The 22,326-nt window shown below is 64.7% G+C and carries 24 protein-coding genes and 2 tRNA genes; 14 read left to right on the forward strand and 12 right to left on the reverse strand.

The genetic code is table 11. The features are described from left to right. Window positions 1-143 precede the first annotated feature (143 nt). From thrB to argS, 5 genes are read right to left on the reverse strand one after another with little or no spacing between them, the layout of a single operon-like run. Window positions 144-1,088, reverse strand: a complete 945-nt coding sequence (gene thrB, locus BST42_RS26960) for a homoserine kinase (RefSeq protein ID WP_083122780.1) — start codon at window positions 1,086-1,088, stop codon at window positions 144-146. A gap of 13 nt (window positions 1,089-1,101) precedes the next feature. Then, window positions 1,102-2,187 (reverse strand): threonine synthase, encoded by a 1,086-nt coding sequence (gene thrC, locus BST42_RS26965; protein WP_083122781.1) that lies wholly within the window; start codon window positions 2,185-2,187, stop codon window positions 1,102-1,104. Next, on the reverse strand, window positions 2,184-3,488 hold the full coding sequence (locus tag BST42_RS26970; protein ID WP_083122782.1) for a homoserine dehydrogenase: 1,305 nt from the start codon (window positions 3,486-3,488) through the stop codon (window positions 2,184-2,186). Before BST42_RS26970 ends, thrC begins: the two co-directional genes overlap by 4 nt. 6 nt (window positions 3,489-3,494) lie before the next feature. Beyond that, window positions 3,495-4,913: a diaminopimelate decarboxylase gene (gene lysA / locus BST42_RS26975; protein ID WP_083122783.1), complete on the reverse strand. Its 1,419-nt coding sequence runs from the start codon at window positions 4,911-4,913 to the stop codon at window positions 3,495-3,497. Beyond that, window positions 4,910-6,562, reverse strand: coding sequence for an arginine--tRNA ligase (argS, locus tag BST42_RS26980; RefSeq protein WP_083122784.1), 1,653 nt, complete (start codon window positions 6,560-6,562; stop codon window positions 4,910-4,912). The genes lysA and argS overlap by 4 nt, the downstream gene beginning before the upstream one ends. A gap of 191 nt (window positions 6,563-6,753) precedes the next feature. Here argS and BST42_RS26985 point away from each other — a divergent pair. Beyond that, a tRNA-Arg gene (locus tag BST42_RS26985) sits at window positions 6,754-6,829 on the forward strand. Window positions 6,830-6,922: 93 nt separating this feature from the next. Here the strand turns inward: BST42_RS26985 and BST42_RS26990 are convergent. After that, the gene (locus BST42_RS26990) at window positions 6,923-7,558 is read right to left on the reverse strand and encodes an Rv1289 family protein (RefSeq protein WP_083122785.1); all 636 of its coding nucleotides are present in this window, start codon (window positions 7,556-7,558) and stop codon (window positions 6,923-6,925) included. A gap of 2 nt (window positions 7,559-7,560) precedes the next feature. Then, complete coding sequence (locus tag BST42_RS26995) at window positions 7,561-8,619, reverse strand: tyrosine-type recombinase/integrase (RefSeq protein WP_237159607.1); 1,059 nt, start codon at window positions 8,617-8,619, stop codon at window positions 7,561-7,563. 353 nt (window positions 8,620-8,972) lie between these two features. On the opposite strand from BST42_RS26995, the gene BST42_RS27000 reads away from it, so the two are divergent. The 8 genes from BST42_RS27000 to BST42_RS27035 all read left to right on the forward strand — a co-directional run bounded on the left by BST42_RS27000 (window position 8,973) and on the right by BST42_RS27035 (window position 13,275). Beyond that, window positions 8,973-9,197, forward strand: coding sequence for an excisionase family DNA-binding protein (locus BST42_RS27000; RefSeq protein ID WP_083122787.1), 225 nt, complete (start codon window positions 8,973-8,975; stop codon window positions 9,195-9,197). Between the two features lie 111 nt (window positions 9,198-9,308). Continuing rightward, window positions 9,309-10,121, forward strand: a complete 813-nt coding sequence (locus tag BST42_RS29445; RefSeq protein WP_133057519.1) for a helix-turn-helix domain-containing protein — start codon at window positions 9,309-9,311, stop codon at window positions 10,119-10,121. A gap of 174 nt (window positions 10,122-10,295) precedes the next feature. Then, window positions 10,296-10,568 carry a hypothetical protein gene (locus tag BST42_RS27015; protein WP_083122790.1) on the forward strand — a complete coding sequence of 91 codons (273 nt, stop codon included), beginning with the start codon at window positions 10,296-10,298 and terminating at the stop codon, window positions 10,566-10,568. Then, entirely contained in the window at window positions 10,565-10,714 is a 150-nt protein-coding gene (locus BST42_RS29745; RefSeq protein WP_165760938.1) for a hypothetical protein, read from the forward strand. The genes BST42_RS27015 and BST42_RS29745 overlap by 4 nt, the downstream gene beginning before the upstream one ends. A 255-nt stretch (window positions 10,715-10,969) precedes the next feature. After that, window positions 10,970-11,212, forward strand: coding sequence for a hypothetical protein (locus BST42_RS27020; protein WP_133057520.1), 243 nt, complete (start codon window positions 10,970-10,972; stop codon window positions 11,210-11,212). 221 nt (window positions 11,213-11,433) lie between these two features. Then, window positions 11,434-12,672, forward strand: coding sequence for a phage major capsid protein (locus BST42_RS27025; RefSeq protein ID WP_083122792.1), 1,239 nt, complete (start codon window positions 11,434-11,436; stop codon window positions 12,670-12,672). A gap of 124 nt (window positions 12,673-12,796) precedes the next feature. Next, on the forward strand, window positions 12,797-12,985 hold the full coding sequence (locus tag BST42_RS27030) for a hypothetical protein (protein ID WP_133057521.1): 189 nt from the start codon (window positions 12,797-12,799) through the stop codon (window positions 12,983-12,985). A gap of 107 nt (window positions 12,986-13,092) precedes the next feature. Continuing rightward, complete coding sequence (locus BST42_RS27035; protein WP_133057522.1) at window positions 13,093-13,275, forward strand: hypothetical protein; 183 nt, start codon at window positions 13,093-13,095, stop codon at window positions 13,273-13,275. Here BST42_RS27035 and BST42_RS27040 read toward each other — a convergent pair. Both BST42_RS27040 and BST42_RS27045 read right to left on the reverse strand, forming a co-directional pair. Then, window positions 13,259-13,645 carry an ion transporter gene (locus tag BST42_RS27040; RefSeq protein WP_165760939.1) on the reverse strand — a complete coding sequence of 129 codons (387 nt, stop codon included), beginning with the start codon at window positions 13,643-13,645 and terminating at the stop codon, window positions 13,259-13,261. The two genes, BST42_RS27035 and BST42_RS27040, sit on opposite strands and share 17 nt — an antisense overlap. Next, window positions 13,642-14,103: a hypothetical protein gene (locus BST42_RS27045; RefSeq protein ID WP_083122796.1), complete on the reverse strand. Its 462-nt coding sequence runs from the start codon at window positions 14,101-14,103 to the stop codon at window positions 13,642-13,644. Before BST42_RS27045 ends, BST42_RS27040 begins: the two co-directional genes overlap by 4 nt. A 329-nt stretch (window positions 14,104-14,432) precedes the next feature. On the opposite strand from BST42_RS27045, the gene BST42_RS27050 reads away from it, so the two are divergent. Continuing rightward, entirely contained in the window at window positions 14,433-14,897 is a 465-nt protein-coding gene (locus BST42_RS27050; protein ID WP_133057523.1) for a hypothetical protein, read from the forward strand. A gap of 18 nt (window positions 14,898-14,915) precedes the next feature. Here the strand turns inward: BST42_RS27050 and BST42_RS27055 are convergent, their stop codons facing one another. The 3 genes from BST42_RS27055 to BST42_RS27060 all read right to left on the reverse strand — a co-directional run bounded on the left by BST42_RS27055 (window position 14,916) and on the right by BST42_RS27060 (window position 16,606). Further along, window positions 14,916-15,257: a DUF732 domain-containing protein gene (locus BST42_RS27055; protein WP_083122798.1), complete on the reverse strand. Its 342-nt coding sequence runs from the start codon at window positions 15,255-15,257 to the stop codon at window positions 14,916-14,918. A 208-nt stretch (window positions 15,258-15,465) separates the two neighbouring features. Continuing rightward, window positions 15,466-15,720 carry a hypothetical protein gene (locus BST42_RS29450; protein WP_133057524.1) on the reverse strand — a complete coding sequence of 85 codons (255 nt, stop codon included), beginning with the start codon at window positions 15,718-15,720 and terminating at the stop codon, window positions 15,466-15,468. Between the two features lie 55 nt (window positions 15,721-15,775). Next, on the reverse strand, window positions 15,776-16,606 hold the full coding sequence (locus BST42_RS27060) for a hypothetical protein (protein ID WP_133057525.1): 831 nt from the start codon (window positions 16,604-16,606) through the stop codon (window positions 15,776-15,778). Window positions 16,607-16,816: 210 nt separating this feature from the next. Here BST42_RS27060 and BST42_RS27065 point away from each other — a divergent pair. From BST42_RS27065 to BST42_RS30370, 4 genes are all read left to right on the forward strand, one after another. After that, window positions 16,817-16,880 (forward strand) — tRNA-Ser (locus BST42_RS27065). Window positions 16,881-17,208: 328 nt separating this feature from the next. After that, a complete protein-coding gene (locus BST42_RS27070; RefSeq protein ID WP_133057526.1) occupies window positions 17,209-18,720 on the forward strand; it encodes a hypothetical protein in 1,512 nt (503 codons plus the stop codon). A gap of 483 nt (window positions 18,721-19,203) precedes the next feature. After that, on the forward strand, window positions 19,204-20,316 hold the full coding sequence (locus BST42_RS27075; protein WP_133057527.1) for a hypothetical protein: 1,113 nt from the start codon (window positions 19,204-19,206) through the stop codon (window positions 20,314-20,316). Window positions 20,317-20,923: 607 nt separating this feature from the next. Then, the coding region (locus BST42_RS30370; RefSeq protein ID WP_336389867.1) for a PGRS repeat-containing protein at window positions 20,924-22,326 on the forward strand (1,403 nt) is incomplete at its 3' end.

The following is a 22,326-nucleotide window of genomic DNA, read 5'->3' on the forward strand; positions in this document are numbered from 1 at the left end:
TCAGTCCATGAGTTGAACACAAGAGAAATTGGTGGTCGTCCTAGTGTCGGCGCAGGAACAGTCGCTGCGATTGCCGGGACGGCACCGAGGATATCCCCCTTTACCGCCGGAAAGCAAGAAATCGCCACCGGCGTGTGCGCAACTCAACCGCGGACGGCGACGCCTGAGCTCCAGCGAACTGCTTCGCCGACGCTCATCTCGCTGACGGTGAATCCCGTCGCGGTGCCGAACTCGACGGCCTCCGCCGGCAGTTCTGCGCTGGTCGTAAGGGCCAGAACGGCCGGACCAGCACCGGAAAGCACCGCTGAGACTCCACAACGCCGGAGCATCTGCAGGTATTCCGCCGAGGCGGGCATGGCCGGGCCTCGTTGCGGCTGGTGCAGGACGTCCTCGGTGGCGACCATCAGCAAGTCCGGGCGCTGCGTGAGCGCGACCACCAGCAATGCCGCGCGGCTGAGGTTGAACCGAGCGTCGACGTGGCTGACGTGGTCAGGAAGCAGTACCCGGGTCTCGGCGGTCGACGACTTCACCTGCGGAATTGCGGGGAACACGCGGATGTCGGGATGCAGCCGCAGCGGGACCGCCGCGTACGTCGGGGGCGTTGTCCGGGTGTCGGTCCACGACACCACTGCCCCACCAAGTACCGCGGCCGCCGCGTTGTCGGGATGACCCTCGAATTCCGAGGACAGTTGGATCAGTTGCGCATCGGTCAACGGTTCCAGATCCGCTTGTGCCAGAAGGCCATTCGCCGCTGCCAGCCCTCCGACGACGGCCGCAGCGGACGAGCCGAGACCGCGGGAGTGCGGAATCGCGTTGCGGCAGCGCACAAGCAGTCCCGGGACTCCCGCACCACCGGCCGTCAGGCCCCGGTGCAGAGCCCGGACCACCAGGTGCTCGGCGGTCTGCGGCACCTGCCCAGCGCCTTCGCCCTCCACCTCGATGATCAGCCCGGCATCGGTGGTCTCGACCACGATCTCGTCGTAAAGCCCAAGCGCCAGGCCAAGACTGTCGAAGCCCGGGCCGAGGTTGGCGCTGGACGCCGCCACGGTCGCGTGGGAGGTCAGGCCGGCAGGCAGTTTCACGGTCACCGGGGTGCGTCTCTCAGACCAGGCCAAGCTCGGCGACGACGGCGCCCGGATCCACCGGCAACGGTTTGACTTCCGGCATGTCGCGCAGCGCGGTGTCCGGATCCTTCAGACCGTTGCCGGTCACGGTGCACACCACCGAGGAATTGGGCTTGACCCAGCCGTCCTCGACCGATTTCAGCAGGCCGGCGATGCTGGCGGCCGACGCCGGCTCGACGAACACGCCCTCCAGCTCGGCGACCAGGTGATATGCCGCGAGGATCTCGTCATCGGTGGCCGCCAGGAACCGGCCGCCGGACTCCTGCTGGGCCGTCACCGCCCCGTCCCAGGACGCCGGCGAACCGATGCGGATCGCGGTGGCGATGGTCTCGGGGTTGGTGACCGGCTGCCCCGACACCAGCGGCGCCGCGCCGGCAGCCTGCGTGCCGAGCATGCGGGGCAGCCGCTCGGACAGGCCGTCGCGGTGGTATTCGCGGTAGCCCTTCCAGTACGCAGTGATATTGCCTGCGTTGCCGACCGGCAGCGAGTGCACGTCCGGCGCAATGCCCAGCGCGTCGACGATTTCGAATGCCGCGGTCTTCTGGCCCTCGATCCGCACCGGGTTCACACTGTTGACCAGCGCGATGGTCGGGTAATCGTTGGTCAGCTTGCGGGCCAGCTCCAGGCAGTCGTCGAAGTTGCCGTCGATCTGAATGATCTTGGCGCCGTGCATGACCGCCTGCGCCAGCTTGCCCATCGCGATCTTGCCCTGCGGGATCAGCACCGCACAGGTGATGCCTGCCCGCGCGGCGTAGGCAGCCGCCGACGCAGAGGTGTTGCCGGTCGAGGCGCAGAGCACGGCCTGCTGGCCGCGGGCGACGGCGTCGGTGACCGCCATGGTCATACCGCGGTCCTTGAAGGAGCCGGTGGGGTTGAGGCCCTCGACCTTCAAATGGACTGTGCAGCCGGTTCTTTCAGAGAGCCGGGGTGCGCTGAGGAGTGGGGTGCCACCCTCGAGAAGGGTGACCGGGGTCCAGTCCGCGCCAACCGGCAGCCGGTCCCGGTAGGCCTCGATCAGTCCGCGCCACGGGGTGTGTACGGGAGATGCCTTGATGGAGCTCATTCGCTAGTTCCCTCCAGACGCAGCACGCTGTTGACTTCCTGAACAGCGTCGTGATCGGCAAGTGCGGCGACGGTTTCCGACAGCGCCGCGTCAGTGGCCCGGTGGGTCACCACGACGATGCGGGCGCCCTCGTCGGCCATGCTCTCCTGGCGCACCTCGGCGATGCTGACGTCACGCTTGGCGAATTCGGCTGCGACCGAGGCCAACACGCCGGGTCGGTCGGTGACGGTCATGCTGACGTAGTACCGGGTCTCGATCATGCCCATCGGCGCGATCGGCAGCTGCGCGTACTTGGATTCGCGCGGACCGCGGCCACCTTGCACCCGGTTGCGGGCTGCCATCACCAGATCGCCCATCACAGCCGAGGCCGTCGGCGCGCCGCCGGCGCCCTGGCCGTAGAACATCAACCGGCCGGCAGCCTCGGCCTCGACGACGACAGCGTTGAAGGCCCCGTTGACGTTGGCCAGCGGGTGACTCAGCGGGACCAGCGCCGGGTATACCCGGGCTGAAACCCGTTGCTGTCCATCGCTTCCGGTGACGCGCTCGCAGATCGACAGCAGTTTGATGGTGCAGCCCAGGGCTTTGGCCGACTCGAAGTCTTCCGGGGTGATCTTGGTGATGCCCTCGCGGTAGACGTCGTCGGCGGTCACCCGGGTATGGAACGCGATCGATGCCAGGATCGCGGCCTTGGCCGCCGCGTCGTAGCCCTCGACATCGGCTGTCGGATCGGCCTCGGCATATCCCAGAGCGCTCGCATCGGCCAGCGCTGAACTGTAATCAGCGCCGGTGGACGACATTTCGGACAAGATGTAGTTCGTGGTGCCGTTGACGATGCCCGCCACCCGCAGCACGGTGTCACCGGCCAGCGACTGGGTCAGCGGCCGGATCACCGGGATGGCGCCGGCCACAGCGGCCTCGAAATACAAATCGACATGCGCCCGTTCGGCGGCCTGGGCCAGCTCACCGGTGGACTGGGCCAGCAGCGCCTTGTTGGCGGTGACCACCGACTTGCCCCCCTCGAGCGCGGTCAGGATGGCCTTGCGCGCGGGTTCGACGGGGCCCATCACCTCGACGACGAGGTCCACGTCCTCGCGGGAGACCAGCTCCTCGACGTTGTCGGTGAGCAACTCCACCGGCAGACCGCGGTCAGCGGCGACCCGGCGCACCGCCACGCCACGCAGCTCCAGCGGTGCGCCGATGCGGGCCGCCAGGTCCGGCGCGCTCTCCTCGATGATCCGGGCAACCTCGCTGCCGACGTTACCCAGGCCCAATACCGCTACGCCTATTGCTTTTTCCGTCATCGGTTCCTACCTCACTTCCAAACTCAGCAGATCGTCGACAGTCTCCCGGCGCAGGATCAGGCGAGCCCGCCCGTCGCGCACGGCCACCACTGCGGGGCGACCGATCAGGTTGTATCGACTGGACATCGAATAGCAGTAGGCGCCCGTCGCCGCTACCGCCAGCAGGTCACCGGGTGTGACGTCCTCGGGCACCCAGGCGTCTCGGACGACGATATCGCCGCTCTCGCAATGCTTTCCGACAATCCGGGCCAGCGTCGGCGCGGAGTCGGACACTCGGGATACCAACCGCACGTCGTACTCTGCACCGTAGAGCGCCGGCCGGATGTTGTCGCTCATCCCGCCGTCGACACTGACGTAGCAGCGCGAGGCGCCCGAGCCGATCGCGACGTCTTTGACGGTGCCGACCTCATACAGCGTCACCGTGCCCGGCCCTGCAATCGCCCGTCCGGGCTCGACGACCAGACGGGGCGCGGGCAGCCCGACAGCTGCCGACTCACTGCGCACGATCGCGTCGAGCTTTCCGGCCAGATCCTCGATCGGCGGCGGATCATCTTGGGGCAGATAGGAAATGCCCAATCCCCCACCGAGATCGACAACGGCCATCTGCGCGGTCTTGTCGACCCCGAACTCGGCGACCACGTCGCGCAGCAGACCTATCACCCGGTGGGCAGCAAGCTCGAAACCCGCCACGTCGAATATCTGCGAGCCGATGTGACTGTGCAGTCCGACCAGGCGCAGGTGATCGGCGGCGAACACCCGGCGGACCGCATCCATGGCCGCACCGCTGGCCAGCGACAGGCCGAACTTCTGGTCCTCGTGGGCGGTCGCGATGAACTCGTGAGTGTGCGCCTCGACGCCGACGGTGACCCGGAGCAACACGTCCTGCACCACACCGGCCTCGCCGGCGATCGTGTCGAGGCGTTCGATTTCGGTGATCGAGTCCAGCACGATGTGTCCGACACCCACCTTGACGGCGGTCGTGAGCTCTTGGACCGATTTGTTGTTGCCGTGGAAGGCAATTCGCTCGGCCGGGAACCCGGCGTGCAGTGCAACGGCGAGTTCCCCGCCGCTGGCGACGTCCAGCGAGAGACCTTCCTGGTCCACCCAGCGGGCAATCTCGCTGCACAGGAACGCTTTACCCGCATAGTGCACGTTGTGGCCGCCGCCGAACGCCGAGGCGATCTCGCGGCACCGGGCGCGGAAATCGTCCTCGTCGATGACGAACAGCGGCGTTCCGTATTCGGCCGCCAGGTCGGTCACCGACATGCCCGCGATCGATACCTCGCCGTCGTCACCACGAACAAGGTTGCGCGGCCACACATTCGGCGCGAGTGACAATGCGTCTGCGGCGGTCTGCGGTTGCTGCGGCGCGCCACCGTGATGGATCTCGTCGGCATGGCGTGGACCCGCGGGGTGAGCGTTCACATCCGCTCCGGTGCCGACACGCCGAGGATGTTCAGACCGTTGGCGATCACCTGCCGGGTGGCCGCACACAGAGCCAACCGCGCACGATGCAGATCGCCGGGCTCTTCGTCGCCCATGGGCAGCACCCGGCACGAGTCGTAGAAGCGGTGATAGTCGCCGGCCAGGTCTTCGAGGTAGCGGCACACCCGGTGCGGCTCGCGCAGTGAGGCGCCTGCCGTGAGCACCCGACTGAACTCGCCGAGGTTGCGGATCAGCGCGCCCTCTTTGTCGTGGGTGAGCAGTTCCAGGTGCGCGGTGTCGGGAGCCAACCCCAGATCGGCGGCGTTGCGGGCCAGAGCCGACAGCCGTGCGTGCGCGTATTGCACGTAATAGACCGGGTTTTCGCTGGACGCCGACGACCACAGCTGCAAGTCGATGTCGATCGGGGTGTCCACCGAGGACCGGGTCAGCGAGTAGCGGGCCGCGTCCACGCCGATGGCCTCGACGAGATCGTCGAGGGTGATGACGGTTCCGGCGCGCTTGCTCATCCGGACCGGCTGTCCGTCGCGAACCAGGTTGACCATCTGTCCGATCAGTACCTCGACGGTGTCGGGGTCGTCACCGAGGGCGGCCGCGGCGGCCTTGAGCCGGGCGATGTAGCCGTGGTGGTCGGCGCCCAGCATGTAGATGCACAGGTCGAATCCGCGCTGACGCTTGTCCAGGTAGTAGGCCAGGTCGCCGGCGATGTACGCAGGCTGACCGTCGCTCTTGATGACAACCCGGTCCTTGTCGTCACCGAATTCCGTTGTGCGCAACCACGTTGCGCCGTCCTTCTCGTAAATGTTGCCGGTCTGGCGCAGCTTGGCGATGGCCTGATCGACTCGCCCACTGGTGTGCATCGAGTCTTCGTGGGTGTAGACGTCGAAGTCGGTGCCGAACTCGTGCAGCGATTCCTTGATGTGGTTGAACATCAGGTCCACGCCGATGGAGCGGAAAGTCTCCTTCTGCTCGTCGCCGGTCTGGCTCAGCGCGTCGGGGGCCTTCGTCAGCACCTGGTCGGCGATGTCCTTGATGTAGTCGCCGGCGTAGCCGTCTTCGGGCGCGGGCTCGCCGTTCGCCGCGGCGATCAGGGAGTTGGTGAACCGGTCGATCTGTGCGCCGTGGTCGTTGAAGTAGTACTCCCGGGTGACCGCGGCACCCTGGGTGCTCAGCAGCCGACCGAGGGCGTCACCGACGGCGGCCCAGCGGGTGCCGCCGATGTGAATCGGGCCGGTCGGGTTGGCCGAGACGAACTCGAGGTTGATGTTGGTGCCGTCGAGCGCGGTGGAATTGCCGTAGCTCGCGCCCGCGGCGAGCACGTTGCTCACGATCACACCCTGCGCGGAGGCCTCGATGCGCAGATTCACGAAGCCGGGCCCGGCGACCTCGGCGGCGGAGATGCCGTCCGCCTCAGCCAACGCCGCGGCCAGCCAGCCGGCCAGCTCACGAGGGTTGGCGCCGACCTTTTTGGCCAGCTGCAGCGCCAGGTTGGTCGCGTAATCACCGTGCTCAGGGTTGCGTGGACGCTCGACGGTCACTGTCGCTGGCAGGGCGGCGATGTCCAGGTCATGCTCGGCGAGCACCGCGGCGGCGGTGTTCTTGAGCAGCTCGGCGAGGTCGGCGGGTGTCACGAGGGTCCATCCTATGGTCTGACGTGGTCAGCGCCCGAATCCATATCTCGGCCCCCGGCGGGCAGGAGCGCAGCGACCCGGGGATGGATCCGGCGGGCAGGAGCGCAGCGACCCGGGGATGGATCCGGCGGGCAGGAGCAGTCACTCAGATGAGTTAGGCTGTCGGAGCCCATTGGCGCAGCTGTGCGTGCGCCCCCGTAGCTCAGGGGATAGAGCGTCTGCCTCCGGAGCAGAAGGCCGCAGGTTCGAATCCTGCCGGGGGCACCATCGAAACGAGGCCCGACCTGCAAGTCCGCAGATCGGGCCTTTTCGTTCGCCAAGACGGAATGGCTCCCTGTCACGACGTTGTCACAACTCGAATCAAACAGGTTTCCAGTCGTTCCAAAACCGCCCGAAGTCGACAGTGAACCCGCTGGGCGCTTGGTCAAGTCTGACGAGTTCGCGGAAATCGTCTCCTCGACCCCACCAGTCGTTCACCATCAACCGCTGCCACACAAGGGTGAGTCCATAATTGCCGCCGCCCCCGATGACCTGGTCGTTGTTTTCCGGCGCGAAGATCGCGACAGCCAGCAGGCCCATGACGACCGAGGTCGGGAGTTGCAGCTTGCCATCAAGCGTCAGCCGAATATTCACTGCGTCGCCGCCGTCTTGGATCGGCGTTAGTTCGAAGCCTTCTGGAAGTTCGTCTCCGTGACCGTGGGTGCAGCGGTGGATACCGTAGATCACGTCTGCCACGTCGGGACGTTTGTCAGGAAGGTCCGATTTCACCGCGACCGGGAAGCGCAATAGTGGGACGTTAAGTCCGGTAAGGGCGACCGCGCCGAAGATGTCGATGGAGTCGCGGATGGTCCGCTTAAAACGTGCCCCGACCCGCCGGTTTGGGTAACGCTTCTTGCCGGTCCCGTCGACGGCATTGCATGCGTGGAGCATCGCAGCGTCCCACTCTGATCGTCCCCACTCGCGGAGCGCATGGGTCACTGAGTCGCCAACATTCATCTCTAGTGGCTGGCCGTGACGACTGCACCGAGCGTCACCCCGGCGGCTCTCAGCTCAGCGTCCTGCGAGTGCGCGTAAATGCGGGCAGTGGTCTCAGCGTCGGCATGGCCCAGCCACTTAGCGATCACGGCCAGCGGCACACCTCGGAGGTGCATCGCGGTGCCGCAGGAATGGCGGGCATCGTGCAACCGGATCGGACGCACCTTGGCTGTCTTGGTGTTCTTGTGCCACATCCGACTCAGGGTGTCAGGCGTGTACGGGTTCCCGGCCTCGTTGACCGCGACGTACCCGCTGTCGGCGTGGGCAGCACCGAGAGCCAGTTTCTCCTCGGCGTAGCGCGCCGACGCGCGCTTGAGCACCGCCACTAATCCCTCATCGAGCGGCAACGTCCGTTTCGACGACTTCGTCTTGGGCTCGTTCTCCACCACGGTTCCGGCACCGGCCTGCACACGGCCCCGTTTCACGCTCAGGGTGCCTTCGGTGAGGTCGACGTCCGACCATTGCAGGCCCGCTATCTCCGAGCGCCTGAGACCGCTCAACGCGAGATACCACAGGTGTCCGGAGCGGTCCCTATCAGCGGCGCGCAGCACCGCGCCGATCTCCGCCGGGGTGTAGGTGTCCATCTCTTTGCGGACCCGGGGAACCTTTTTCATGGACTCGGCGACGTTGTAGGCGACTTCGCGGGACTCGACGCCGTAGGCCAGCACAGCCCGCCACGCATCAACGGCTTTATTCACCGAGCGGGCTGACCATGGGCGGCGGGTCGCGCCCTTGGCGGTTTTGGTGCCGCCGTCACGTAGCGCGATCAGCAGTGTGTCGAGGTCGGCGCGGGTCAACCTTTGCACCGCGACATCGCCGTATGACTCGCGCAGCGGGGCCAGCAGATACTCGTAGCCGAGAGAGGTCGTGGCGCGGGTATTGTGCAGCGACGCCAACCAGTTGGTGCATAGCTGCTCGACGGTGACGGCTTTACGCGGGACGAACATCCCCTTGGTTGCTTGGTCGGTGATTTCGCCGAGAGCATCGCGTGCCGCCTTCTCGCTGTTGTATCGACGGCGCACCTGTTGCCGCCTGCCAGTATCGGGATTTATGCCAGCATCGACAGTGACCTGATAGCGGACAACAACTTTCGCTGTCTTACGATCCACGATTTCGATTTTCTTGATCTGCGGCGGCAACTGCTGCCGTGCTTTCGCCATGGCCGCAGTTTCCGCCCCAGGTAAGAGGGACGTCAAGAGCAACATACGCACACGGACGAACGAATACGTCCACGGAAATGCTGTGATACAACGTAAGGCAGCACGCAGAACCCTGCGCGCCCCGTGAAATTGGTTCTAACCGCAGAAATGCGGGGGTTCGGGCAACAGTCCCCCGTCCACTGGCGTGTCCCCAATTTCACTGGAAGAGGCCCGTTATGGCCCAACCTGTCTCCGATATCCGCCCCGCCGGGCGCCTGCTATCACCCGTCCGCGAGGCGTGGGAAGCCCTCGGCTGCGGCAAGACAATGCTGTATCAGCTGGTCAGAAACGGCGAACTGACGTTGGTCAAGATTGGCTCACGTTCGTACATCGTCAACGAATCGCTGCACGCCTACGTTGCCCGGCTGACCGAGGCATCGACCACAGGGCGGGCGTCTTGACGTGGCCAACGCCAAAAAAGGGCCGCCCCGTGGCGACGGGACGGCACCTCAACAAACCAACGAACTGACATCCACTGTAACACTTGCCATTACCGGACGCGGGCGGCCGGGATGAAGCCGCCCCCGTTCCTCAAGGTGATACCCGCCGACATTGGGGTCCACGGTGCCGATGCCGCGTGCGTGCTGGCATTGATCCGCTACGTGACGGGCCTTCCGGGCGAACATAACGGGCGCCTACTGATAGCCGGGCAGATGTTTTGGCAAGTCACACATCGTGAAATCGGTTATGTCCTAGGCGGTCTCACCCGCTACACCGTCGGTCGAATCATGTCGCGCCTAGAAGAGGCCGGCGCTTTAGAGTGCCGCACTCCGGGCGCTTCAGGCGGGGATCAAACCAAGGCGTACCGCGCTGCAATGTGCGAATCTGCACACCCCCCTCTGACCAGCAATGTGCAGAATCGCAACAGTCCTAACCAGCAATGTGCAGATTCGCAACAGGTGGCCGACCTGCAATGTGCGAATCTGCAAGGGGCCGTTGCGAATCTGCACACCCACCTGTATGAATCTGCACATTCTTCTTCTTCTGTAGAACTGAGTGAAGAACCTGAAGAAGCCCCCAACGCCGACTTCGTCGTCGTTGATACCCCAAAAGCGGAACTGCCGCCGCTCGTGGCCGCTGTTGTTCACGTCCTCCGCACGTACCACCACCGGGAGATGACTTTCGATGACATCGAACGAGCGCTGCGGACACACCCCGACGAAACGATCCGCAACGGCCCCGCTTACCACGCCCTGACTTTCGCAGTGGACTCTGGGCTTGCAGTTGCCACCGCGAACAAATCCCGCAAGAGCGGCAGCGGGATGAAAATTTACGGGCCGGTGCCTACCACCGATTGGCAGCCACCGGCGCAGGCGGCGTCATGAACGGCCCTCAGGTCCACCCTGACGCGGTCACGTGCATCGTGTGCCGCGAAGTGTGCGCAGCTCGTCAGGTGACGCGCTCCGGCATCCCAGCGCATTACCAGTGCCAACTCGACAAGCTGCCCCGTGATGAGCAGAACCCCGGATTGATGCGCTACGACGGAAAGGCGCGCCACGATGACTGACGACGAGATGCCGCCCTTGCTGGTGGATTGGGCTGGCCTGATCTGCCTTTGCGAATACGGCGACTGGGACCACTGGGCCGGTTCGGTGGTCGATGCCGCCGGCAATTCGACTTACTGGTTGATGGATCCAAGCCAGCTGAACGCACCGTGCCCGACGGGTGACGCGTTCCAGTCGCACGAGGGAACCGGCTCGCTACCGGCGCATTGGCAGGCCAGGGTCCGCGTCGTCTGCGACAGGCAGACCAGTGGAGGGGAACCCGGATGACTGATGCCACGTTGCGGGACTTTTTGGCGGCGCTGGAAACAGCAGTTGCGCTGGGCTGGCAGATAGTAGACGCCGGCACCGACCTTGCGCAACAGCGGGCATCTGTCATCCGGGAACGATTGGCCGAACTCGACGACGGGGCCTGACCGTGCACCTCGAAAACGGCCAACCAAACGAACACCGTTGGCCAGGAAAGCCAAATCCACAACGCCATGAACCCGAACCGCCTGCCGCGCCGTGGGCGCTCATCCGGTACACCGACGCCGGCAGCCTAGCCGGAGTCGAATACTTCGCGACCGAGGCCGCAGCCCGCGCCGCCGCGCCCACCGACCTGCCGTTCGCGGTTGTCGACAGTCGTCGTTTCGGTTCGCGTTGCCGCCGACGACCAGGACCGAGCACCGATGAATGAACCATTTGGCCCCCAGAATTTCCGGCGGCGCACGTTCACAGCCGCCGAGATAGCCAGAGGCCGGGAAGCGGCTCTAGCGGCATACGACGCCGCACAGGCGGCCATCCTCTGGGCCTTGGACCGCTCCCTCGATCCGGCTGCCCCCCTGGACAACCCACCACCGCCGTGGTCGACCGCGTCCACCACAACCGTCGACAACGCCCAAACGGAACTCGACTGGCTCAAAGAGAACTAATTCACAGCGCGCTGTTGAAATAGATTCCAGCGCAACCCAATTCACAGCGCGCTGCCTATGGACACGCCGCTCACACCTGCCCTACCGTGAAACACGACGTTCGACGCACCGGGGTCAGCGGCTACCGGCGTCGGGTCTCTGTCCAATCGGGGACAGCCGAATTTCATAATCGGCCCGGGGTTTCGCCGGGTCTCGTTCAATGATCCCCGATAAGGAACACCATGTCCGGACCCAGCGCCATCGTCGGCCAGTTGTCAATGCTGCGTGACCGCCGAATCGAACTGCGCGACCTGTTGGACCAACATCTTGAGCGCGCCAAACGTGATGGCCGCGAGAACATGCTGCCCCGCGAGAAAGCCATCTTGGGCGAATTGCGTCAACTTGATCAGCGCATCAAGGAGCAAGAGGCCGAGGTGGAGCGTGCGGGCAGCATTCCGCAGTTCGGTCAGCCCGGCCGTGCCGGCGCCGGCCGCTCCCTGACCACGGCCGGCCAGCTGTCGCCCCTCGCATTCCCGGATCAAGAGCTCCGCCGGTTACAGGTGGCGGCGCAGCGTGGGGAGGGTGCGCGGATCGAGTCGCGTGACTTCTCCACCGCCGACCCGCTGCTACCCAGCCAACTCTTTCCGTACCCGGTGAGCGCGATCCACGAGTCACGCCTGCTGGACCGGCTGCCGGGATATGCCATCGAAACTCCGAGCGTCACTTTCATCAGGCACGTCAGTACAACTGGTGCGCCAGCTGCCACGGCCGAAGGCGGACTCAAACCCGAAGTTATTTTCAACGTCGATTCCCTGACCGCGACCGCGGTCAAGCTCGCCGCTCACAACGGGTTGTCGTGGGAGATCATCAACGATTGGCCGGCCTTCCAGTCCTACTGCGGGACGGAGCTTTACCGACAGCTCATCGACGTCGAAAATGAGGAGTTGATCCAGGGCAACGCCGGCGCCGAGTTCACCGGAACCACTGTCGGAGCTGGCCCCTCGGGCATGAACGGCTTCATGTCGACCCCGGGCATCTTGACCCACGACGCCGCCGGCGACACCGGTACCGCCGTCACCAGTTTGGACAGCATCGAGATCGCTATCGCCCGAATGCGAACCGGCCCTGCCCTGGCAGTCCCGGACCTTCTGGTGCTTAACCCTGAAACGTGGTCAGCGGTCAGACGCACAAAAGATTTGTACGGTCGGTTCCTGGTGCAGCCCGATCCCACGACTGGGGAAGCTAACGAGCTGTGGGGAATACCGGTCCTCCAGACCACGCAGCAGCCAGCTGGGTACGGGCTGCTGATCGACACTTCCGAATTCGGTTACGTCGCAGTGCGCGAACCCCTGTCCATGCGGATCGGCTATAGCGGGGATGACCTCGTACACAACATACTGCGCACCGTGTGCGAGGAAAGACTCGTTCTTTGTGTGACCCGTCCGCCGGCAATCATGCTCGTCAGTGGGCTGCCGACATGACCGCCACGGTGACCGTGCTACCGGGCTGGCGAGTCCTCCACGAAGGCCACGTGTACGAAGGAGGCGACACGGTCGAACTCCCGATCATTCAAGCGTGTGAGTGGAGCGCGTGGGGGTCGGTCGCATGACCGCCGTCGAGGACGCGCTACGCCAGCTCCGCGAGATGTTCGACCCGTCGCAGTTCGACGACGGCGAGAACCCTGCCGATCCCGACCCGGGTAACCAGTTCACCCCCGCCGATTGGGCAGGCCCGTGTGATGCGTGTGAGCCCGGTCAGTGCCCGTATTCGGACTACACCGAGTACCTCAACTGAAAGAGCAACAGCCTGATGACTGACACGCCGTGATCAACCCTGACCTGCCCGAGCTGCCGAACAAGCATCCACGCTTCGAAGGGGCCGTCCGCCTCCTCCGCCACACAATGAGCACCCACAGTTGCACCGACGACGAACTGACCGTCCTCGCATACGTTGCCATCACCTGCGACGCCGACGGACAGGCGACGATACCCACCGCGTCCGACATTTCCGCGCACTACCCGTTGCTTGCGGCAGTGACAACGGCAGCCAAGGCAGAACGGGACCGAATCAGCGCCTCGAACTGATGACGCCAAGCTGTCGAACGCGCATGTGACGGAGATGCACAGCGACATGCTTCGTCAAGTGCAATAGTCGCGCCAGCCGCGCCACCCTGGCGACGCGCAGCGCCAGCACGCCACCCCCCAACGGCAACAACGCCACCACGATGACCGCCAAATCGAACCAACCCCAAGCGCCGAGCCGCCAGCCGGCAGCCCGAAACCGAACCGCCCATTCGAGACAAAAGAACGCTAGGAACGCATGCTCCGCCACGTCGAGCACCCGCTCATCAAGACCGAGCAGACCGGCGAGCAACACCACACCAGCGTTGGCCACAACCGCACCGGCCACGACACGATCCCAGACGTTCCCTACTTTTTGGGCAATGGCCGTCATGACTGGACCTCGACGCCATCGGGGTGCGCGATTTTCCAGGCGGCCAGCGTGCCACCCCGGCGGACGTAGTTCTGCCATATGCAGATCTCCGAAATCGCATCCGCGAACAGCCCGGCCACCCCTACCAACGCCCACGTCTCAGCCGACGCGGCGTATAGCTGGTACGAGACCAACATCCCGGGCAGGTCCACACGAACGACACTCAGAATGAGGTCATCACCCACGGCGACGGTGTGCACGGGGATTGAGCTTGGCGCCGGCGGTGCCGGTGGCGGCTCATAGACCGCAGGCGACATCGGATTGCCTTCGAAGCCTTCGAAGAACGCCGCGAGCACGTCGCTCACCGCTTGGTCAATCGGATCGTCCGTCCACGTGGCCAGTCGGTATTTGCTGACGGGGTCAAAATCTACGTCCATACTGCCTCCAATTTTGTCGTTGAACTGGGCCGATACGTTCATCTCAGTACCTTCGATCCTACGACGCGCAGACGCTTCGGTCCATCCAAATGTGCTGTGGTACAAGCGATTACGGGCAAAGTCTGGCCGAACTGGAGGTCCGGGGAGCGGTCGCTCACAATCGCGATACCCGCAACCGTGACGGGGCGCTGACGTGCGGAATCGGCGCCGCAGCAACGGATTTGGAGTCAGGAGTTTGCGCGAATAACGTTGTCCCCCAATGTTTTTCACGCTATGACACCAACTTTACACTGGTTGATGATGGCGTGACAGTGTCACGTTTTGGCGTGTGACACCGGCTTCGTCGAACACGGGCGCCGACAATGGTCGACATGGAGGATCAGATTTGCGCGCTTGCTGCCGCTGGGCGGTCGGTTCGGGGGATTGCCCAAGATCTCGGGATCAACCGAGGGAAGGTCCATCGTGTCCTGCTGGCACGCCGCGCCGTGGCTGTGGCCGCGCCGGATGAGCCTGATGATCCGGGGGTGTTGTCGGATGTCGAGCTGGCCTATATGGGCTGGACCCGGGAGTACGTGACGGCGGGCCTTAACGCTCTGGAGCTGTACCGGTTGCAGTCGGTGTGGGCATACCGGGAGCGGGGGGTGCCGGTGCCGGCGACGGAGCCGCGCCCACCGGAGGCGATGCCGAAGCATGTACGGGACGCCACCATCATGAGGTTGCGCCGTGAGGGCAGGTCGCTCGAGGCCATCGGGGCGGCGGTGGTGCCGCGCATGTCTAAAGGCGGCGTGTCGCGCGCGTTGGCGCGGCTCGAAGACGCCGACTTTGACGACCGGTGAGATGGTTTGTACTGGTGGTCAGTGTCCGGGAGCCAACAGGTTCGGATGAAGCTGTGTGCAGATGTAGATGCTGGCCGACAACTGAATCCGGCTGCCTTGTCGATTTGTCAGGCTCTCCCGTCGGGCGATGTAATCGCCGATGTCGCTACCCGATATACCTGCGTTTTCCATGTTGCAGACGATGCTCGCCAAGCTCAAGAAGTAGTTCTCGTTGCTGGCGTCCACCTGGAAATCGCCCCATGAGCGCAAATCGTCGTAGTAGCTGGTCGGATCGACGTCGGCGTGGGCTGTTCCAGCTGCCGTCACGGCTACCAGCGCGACCACCCCAGCGGCCACGCCTAGTCGCGCAATACTGCTCATAGCCCGTCCGTCCCCTCGCACGTACACCCGAGATCGGCAGTCGCCTGATGTTCTAACACACCTGTTTGGGGCAGGTGGGCCGATTCTCTTGGCCTGCTACTTGGCGGCGACCCGATGGGTTGGCGGGACCAGCGGGTTGAAGGGCTTGTCTGCTGTACACGCTCCGACCACCGACTTAGCCTCTATTGCGGGGAGCCGATCCACTGGTCTACCAAGCCCAGCTGCGCTGATCCGCCAGCCCTTGAGCGAACTCTCTGGCATCGAGAAGGGTCGTCAGTACGTAATCGCCGAGCTTTTCCTCGACTCCGCCCGGTTCGTTGCTGTGCATGCTGAATACGGCCAGATTCCACTCTCGGCCAGATGGATCAGGTGATGCCCGCTTATAAGCGTGATAGTGGGCACGGTCCCGGTAAGCGTGGTTGTCCTCGGTCCAGTCAAGCGGCGGTCTCGTCGGTGTGGTCATACTTCGATATTGAACTCCCCATGATGGGTGTCGCGTTGGGTCTTTTGCCTCAGGTTCACGTCGCGGTCTCGTGCTGTGCTTCGGCCCGGCTGGGGGGTGGTGCTGCCATCAGCGTCTCGCACAGCCACAGAAGCCCCGTGTCATCAACCCAGGCAACGAGACCCCGCGAGCACTGAGATAGCGGTGTGTCACCACGAAAGCCGCTGCCGACGGGGTCGGTTTCCTCGGTCGCCTCGTGATCCATGATCACTGCCGACAGCTTCCAGTTCAACGAGTTGGTGAGATAGCCGATGCCGGCGCCCGCTGCTCGGATTGCCTGCTCCCCGTGGGGCCAGTACGGCTCCCCGTTGGTGCTGAGGTAGAGGTCAACATATCGGACGCGCCCCTCTTTCGGTACGGGCACGAGTACCTTCATGTCAGATTTCGCTTTGGGCATTCTTGACGGACCTGCCGGTTCCGCTCCTGCGATGAACGCATCCCAAGCTGTGCTGAATCGAACGACATGCCTCACGTCATCGTTGATGCCTCTGCCAGGGAAGTAGTGCGGCATTTCGTTCGGGTCGGTGAGCCAGCGGCCACCAGCGCGGGCAGCTTTGTCGGCAGCCTTCTGATCTAGGGTCTCACCGTCGGTACGTATCAGATCGAATCGGAAATGATCTGCGCCGGGGTGGTTGTCATCGGGGCCGTGGATGCTGACTTTGGTTCCCTCTAGAGCGTGATGCATCGCCTTGACGTAAAACGACGTAGTGGTCGACTCGATCAGCCAATGCCAGCTGTCTACACCGGTCCCGTCGTTGGTGGCCATCAACCACTCGATTGCGGTCCGCTCCTGCATCAAGGGAACGCCATCCCAGTAGCCAGGCGAAGACTCGTCGTCGTTCGTCACTTCTGTTGACACCCCGAGTCGCGTGCAATAGGACAGCTCAGGATAGTTCGACGTCCGACGTCCTTGCCCGATGTCACGACGCTGTCACAACTCCCCCGCAACTTCCCTGGCGAACGAGGGTGAACTGACGTGAACGGCTACGCACTATCCCCGCAGGTGAGGTTTGTTTTCTGCGGACTCTGGAAGTCGGATTGCGACCGGGCGCGAACCGCCGTGAACGGGTCTGAGCTGCCTCCGGAGCAGAAGGCCGCAGGTTCGAATCCTGCCGGGGGCACTCATGTCGAAGCGGGATCCAGATGGGACCGCCGTCGTCAGAATGCCGATCGCCGTTGAGGTAATTCTGCTGCGCCCCTTTGGAATGCAGTCACGATCGAGTGTGCTCCACGCGCGTCCGACGCCACCGCCTCAAGCCACCCATCGACAGCTCGCGAATTTCGGTGCGATTTGTGGACCTCGGGACCCAACGGTCTCGCGCTGCGCGATCTCGTCATCACTCACTGGCCGTCGACGATCAGACATGAATCACCGGCGAAGATCCATAAGAAGACTGTCAGTTGCGCGTACTTGTCCGGTACGGTCCAAACCAGCAAAGACAGGTTCGAGTGACGGGATGGTCGGTGGGGCGGGTCCAACGGAGTCGTAACGCGGCGCTCGGCGCGTTGGTCTCCAGCGCGCTTGCGGCTGGGGCGTTCACCGCAACACCTTCAGCCCAGGCCAACTGCTTCTCGGCTTTCGGCTTGAACAACGGCAATGGCTGCACGAGCAACCTGACCACTCTGGCGATAGCGATTGGCCCCGGCGCCACCGCAAACGCCGGCAATGCCCTGTTCGGCGGCGCCATCGCGATCGGCAACGGCGCGAGCGCGATCACCAACATCGCAGCTTTCAACTTCGCGGGGGCGTTCGGTGCCGGTGCTATTTCGTCAACGCTGTCGTCCCTCTTCGGGATCAATCTGCAATTTGGGCCGGGTACAGCATCAACCCTCGGCGGCGTTCTCAACTTTGTCCTCGGCGCCTCGCAAACTGGTGCGGTAGCTGGCGCGATCGGTCTCGGCAACGTCGCGATCCAACTAGGCCCCGGCACTTCGTCGGCGCTGGGTGGCCTCAATATCGTAGTTGGACTGCCGGGCGGCAGCGGGGGTCAAGTTACTGGCGCCTCCGGCCTGGGCAATCTCGCTCTGCAGATCGGGCCGGGCAGCACCACCACCGTCGGCGGCCTTAACGTCGCCATCAGTATCGCGCCAAACAATGGGGGGCAGCAATCTACTGTCGCCGGGCTCATCGGCACCGTCGCTCTCAATTTCTTCGGCGGGGCGAGCTCGACGGTGGTGCAGAGCTACTTCAGTTCCGCCCTGAACATACTCGGCGAGGGCAACAACATCCTGGTCCAAGGACTGCTGAGCCTTGGGGCGAACCTCTTCGGCACCGGGAACTCCATCAGTCTGACCGGCGCCCCCTTGGCGCCGCTGAGCATGGTGGTCAACCTGCTCGGCATCGACAACGTCCTGACCGCCATCAATGGCCCGTTATCGTTCATGCTGTCCTTCAATCAGGAAGCTCAGACGCTTTTCCTCAAGGGCCCCGGGATCAACTTCAACAACTTTCACTTGCCGACGGTCTCTTCACTGACGTTCTCGCCGCCGACACTTCACCTGCCGACTCTTCACCTGCCCGCTGCCGGGTCTGGCGGCGACTCGACGGGCGGCGACGGTGGCTCGACCAACGGGTCTGGCGGGTCCGAAGAAGGAGTCGCCAGCAGCGGACGGCGCTCGACCTCCTTACGTACGACGACAACGACTAACGCCACCGCGGTGTCCGCCGAGGCCACGACTACGGCCAGCGTCGATACCAGCGCAGCGACCCCGTCCAGCAACACGAACACCGGGACGGCCGTATCCGACGACAGCAACACCAAGAACCTGACCTACTCCGGTCGTCATCGCGCTCCCGAGGCAACAACCGCGACCGGCGACACCGGACAGACAAGGTCCACCGCTTCCGGCGGTCGCCATCGGAAACCAGATTCAGCGAGCAACTCCAGCGATAGTGCGAAATCTGCTTCCAACGGTGGCGGCTCCCACGGCACCGGCGCCGGGAAGCACCGGAAGCCATAAGGGAGCTGCCATTGCGGGAGCGAGGCTGACGTTTCGTGCGAAATCTCTCTGGTCATCAGCCGCAACCGGGCGGACTCCCCCGCAAGCGACCGCACCGCCGCTTCGGCTTTTATTTAAGCGTGGCAAATACTTGTGTCTAACATCAGTTCGTTGCCGAAAACTAAATGACAGGTGAGGCGTAGCGCCTGCGGACCGGTACACAACGGAGTCGATCGCGGTGCGAGCCCGGCGCGCAAAGCGACCGAAGTTGCACTCCGGCGCCAACTCATTGCAACCGGCTGAAGTGAGTGAATAGCTGCAGATTCGGAACGGCCCGCGAACCAACACGGGTCCAGCCGACCGCCGACCGCGCGAGCGATCCGCCGTGACGCTTTGCCCACTGACTGAAAAGCGTGGGTGAATATCCGTCAGAAAAGCTGTAAGCTCCATCCGCATCGCGTACGGTCACAGCCAGCAAAGATATCTACTTCATGAGGCGTGCAGATGAATCAGGTTCGCGCTCGAGGCGGTACGTTGCTGTGCACCCTCCTTTCCGGCGCGCTTGCCATCGGCACCCTTGGTGAAGCCCCCGCAGCGCAGGCAAGTTGCATCTCGGCTTTCGGCATAGGAAATGGTGGCGGTTGCACGAGCAACCTGACCAGTTTCGCCATAGGGATCGGTACCAATGCGACCGCCGATGCCGGCAACGGCTTCTTCAGCACCGCGGTCTCCTTCGGCAACAACGCGGTCTCCGCGACCACGCTCAGCTTCCTCAGCTTCGCGGTTGCGGTGGGCGACTACGCGAGGGCTTCGACGCTCCCCGGATTTCTGAACATCGCCTGGCAACAAGGGCCGGGGAGCTCCGCAGCGATGGGTGCGCTCAACTTCGCGATAGGGGTTCTGACGAGCGGCAGCGGGTCGCAGTCAACAGGTGTCGCCGGCGTCGGCAACATTGCCTTTCAGATAGGGCCGGGCACCATGACGAATATTGGCAGCCTCAACCTCACACTTGCGAGCGCCACCGGAGGAAGCGGATCAAAAGCAACGAGCGCTGGTGGCTTCGGGAATCTTGCGCTCAACATCGGTAACGCTGGGACCGCTCTGACCCAGGGTTTTCTGAGCTCCGCCACCAATATCTTGGGCGATAGCATCGTGAAAGCACTGGGCATCCTGACCGCTGCCGGGAATCTCCTCGGCAACGGAAACCTCGTAACCTCTGCCGGCCCCTACCCCAACACCACGTTGAGCCTGGCGTTCAACTTCTTCGGCGACAACAACACCGTGACTGCCGGGTGGGGGCCTTTCGCCATCGCGGGTGCGATTTCACAGAACCTGCGCACCATTACGCGGTCCCTGCCAGGGGTCAATGTCAACGGGATTATGGCCGGTGGAGCTGCCGCCGTCGGCAGCAGCAGGAAAGCCGCACCGGCCGCAGCCGGCACCAATACAGAGACCACGACGACGACGTCCGCTTCCAGCGGAAAGAAGGCCAGTGCGTCGAACACCCGCGTCGTCGGACAGAGGAAGTCTCCTGCCACCGCGCGGACCGGCGGCGGCAACAAGAAGGCTGCTGGTTCAGCACGGCCTGGTATTTCTGGCAAGAAATCCGCTGAATAGCCACGAGGTTGCCGCAACGCGGCTATTAGCACCTTTCTCTGTTAATTTCTTGGGACTCACGACCTCGCAAACGAGGGCGATTGTCACAGACAAGCTACTTAAACTGCGGCTTTAGACCCAAGCTTCAGGCATGACACAGCAGTTACCAAGAATCCCCATCATCGAGATGGTTCGTTGCTAAACTCCCGAACTTGTACCAAGTGCCAAGTGGGAGCAAACCATGGCTGGAAGGCACCGTGCGACGGGGCGGACGAAAGCCGATGCGACCTGTCGCGCGCAGCAACGGCACAGCAGAGTCTCCCTGTGGCTTGGAACCGGTGCCTTCACATTCGGATTCTGTGCGACGCTTGCCGCCGCGACCGGCGTCGCCCACGCAGATTCCCCCTCTGACGCCTCGCCTCAACACGACACGAGCGCGAAAGCCGCAACCACCGGCCGCACCGCGCCATCGCAGCGCCGGACTACAGGCAACGTAAGTCCCCGCAGCGGCCCGACGCCGAGTCTCCCCGGCTCCCCTCTCCCTCAGCGCCCGCCCGCCAGCCCAGCCCGTTCGACGCGGCACGTCCCGTCCCTATCCGGGGTTTCGCTGCCCTCCCCCAATAGTCTGGTGGCCGCCAAAACACCGAGAGCAAACGCGTACGTCGACCCCATCACGGTGCTGACCGGCCGGCCGCTCGTCGGCAACGGTGCCGACGGGACAGCGGATAGCCCGAACGGGAAGCCCGGTGGGTGGTTCTTCGGCAATGGCGGCGACGGCTGGTCTGCGCCGACAGGATCCGGGTTGGCGGGCGGCAATGGCGGCTTGGCCGGGCTCATCGGGAATGGCGGCAAAGGTGGCAACGGCACCGACGGTCAGGCCGGCGGCAACGGCGGATCGGCACTCTGGTTCGGCTCCGGTGGTGTAGGCGGGACCGGGGGGGACGCCACCGTTTCCGGTCAGGCCGGCGGCAACGGCGGCGCGGGCGGTCAAGGCGGGCTGATCGGTGGCGGCAACAGCGGCGACGGCGGTAACGGCGGCAACGGTCTCGGTAGCGGGAAGGGCGGAGCCGGCGGAGCCGGCGGAGCCGGCGGCTATCTCAACCTGCCCGGGACGGGCGGCAACGGTGGCAACAGCGGGACCGGTACCGGCGGCACCGGCGGCACCGGCGGCGGCGGCATGCTCTTCGGCGGAGCCGGCGGTCAGGGCGGGACCGGCGGCACGGGTGGCGCCGGTGGCACCGGTGGCGTGGCGGTCAGCTACGGCTTCGGAAACGCCGTCGGCGGAGTCGGCGGAAAGGGGGGCACCGGCACTCTCGGCGCGGGCGGTGACGGCGGCGACGGCGGCACCGCGATCATGGGTCCCTACGACTTCACGCTCAACAGCACAGTGCCGGTTCCCGTGGGCACGGCCATCGGCGCGGTCGGCGGCGACGGCGGCATTGGAGCAACAGTCGGAGGGAACGGCGGAACCGGCGGGGCCGCCTACAACTACCTCTCCACCGGGTCAGCCACCGGCGGCGCAGGCGGCAAAGGGGCCAACAGTGTGGGAGCAGCCCTCGCGGGCGGCGCAGGTGGAGACGGCGGGTTCGCCTACGGCGCCAGCGGCACCGGCGGAGCAGGCGGCGCTGGCGGCAACGGCGTCGCTGCCGGTGACGGGACCGACGGCATCGACTCGGCAACTGCACCCACCGCCGGGGGTCAGGGCGCCACTGGCGGCGCAGGCGGCGCCGGCGGCAATGGCGGCGTAGGCCTGCTCGGAGCCACCGGTGGGCAAGGCGGGAACGGCGGTGCCGGCGGTGCAGGCGGAAACGGCGGAAACGGTGGCTCGAACACCGGAAGCTCGGGCGGCAGCGGCGCGGCCGGTGGCCAGGGCGGCACCGGCGGCGCAGGCGGCGCCGCGGGCAGCGGCGGCAGCAATGGCGGCGCCAACGGCAGCATGGGCGCCGGTGGCGCCGGCGGCCACGGTGGCAATGGGGGCAACGGCGCTGCAGGCACCAATGGCACGAGCGGCACCTCGGCCACCGCCGGTGG

Source organism: Mycolicibacterium rhodesiae (genome assembly GCF_002086695.1).
Taxonomy (GTDB): Bacteria; Actinomycetota; Actinomycetes; order Mycobacteriales; family Mycobacteriaceae; genus Mycobacterium; species Mycobacterium rhodesiae.

Excerpts from the sequence above, each read along its gene's own strand:
- thrC (WP_083122781.1), bottom strand. The coding sequence starts at position 2,187 with ATGAGCTCCATCAAGGCATCTCCCGTACACACCCCGTGGCGCGGACTG.
- BST42_RS26970 (WP_083122782.1), bottom strand. The coding sequence starts at position 3,488 with ATGACGGAAAAAGCAATAGGCGTAGCGGTATTGGGCCTGGGTAACGTC.
- BST42_RS26990 (WP_083122785.1), bottom strand. The coding sequence starts at position 7,558 with ATGAATGTTGGCGACTCAGTGACCCATGCGCTCCGCGAGTGGGGACGA.
- BST42_RS27000 (WP_083122787.1), top strand. The coding sequence starts at position 8,973 with ATGGCCCAACCTGTCTCCGATATCCGCCCCGCCGGGCGCCTGCTATCA.
- BST42_RS29445 (WP_133057519.1), top strand. The coding sequence starts at position 9,309 with ATGAAGCCGCCCCCGTTCCTCAAGGTGATACCCGCCGACATTGGGGTC.
- BST42_RS27015 (WP_083122790.1), top strand. The coding sequence starts at position 10,296 with ATGACTGACGACGAGATGCCGCCCTTGCTGGTGGATTGGGCTGGCCTG.
- BST42_RS29745 (WP_165760938.1), top strand. The coding sequence starts at position 10,565 with ATGACTGATGCCACGTTGCGGGACTTTTTGGCGGCGCTGGAAACAGCA.
- BST42_RS27020 (WP_133057520.1), top strand. The coding sequence starts at position 10,970 with ATGAATGAACCATTTGGCCCCCAGAATTTCCGGCGGCGCACGTTCACA.
- BST42_RS27025 (WP_083122792.1), top strand. The coding sequence starts at position 11,434 with ATGTCCGGACCCAGCGCCATCGTCGGCCAGTTGTCAATGCTGCGTGAC.
- BST42_RS27030 (WP_133057521.1), top strand. The coding sequence starts at position 12,797 with ATGACCGCCGTCGAGGACGCGCTACGCCAGCTCCGCGAGATGTTCGAC.
- BST42_RS27035 (WP_133057522.1), top strand. The coding sequence starts at position 13,093 with ATGAGCACCCACAGTTGCACCGACGACGAACTGACCGTCCTCGCATAC.
- BST42_RS27040 (WP_165760939.1), bottom strand. The coding sequence starts at position 13,645 with ATGACGGCCATTGCCCAAAAAGTAGGGAACGTCTGGGATCGTGTCGTG.
- BST42_RS27045 (WP_083122796.1), bottom strand. The coding sequence starts at position 14,103 with ATGAACGTATCGGCCCAGTTCAACGACAAAATTGGAGGCAGTATGGAC.
- BST42_RS27050 (WP_133057523.1), top strand. The coding sequence starts at position 14,433 with ATGGAGGATCAGATTTGCGCGCTTGCTGCCGCTGGGCGGTCGGTTCGG.
- BST42_RS27055 (WP_083122798.1), bottom strand. The coding sequence starts at position 15,257 with ATGAGCAGTATTGCGCGACTAGGCGTGGCCGCTGGGGTGGTCGCGCTG.
- BST42_RS29450 (WP_133057524.1), bottom strand. The coding sequence starts at position 15,720 with ATGACCACACCGACGAGACCGCCGCTTGACTGGACCGAGGACAACCAC.
- BST42_RS27075 (WP_133057527.1), top strand. The coding sequence starts at position 19,204 with ATGAATCAGGTTCGCGCTCGAGGCGGTACGTTGCTGTGCACCCTCCTT.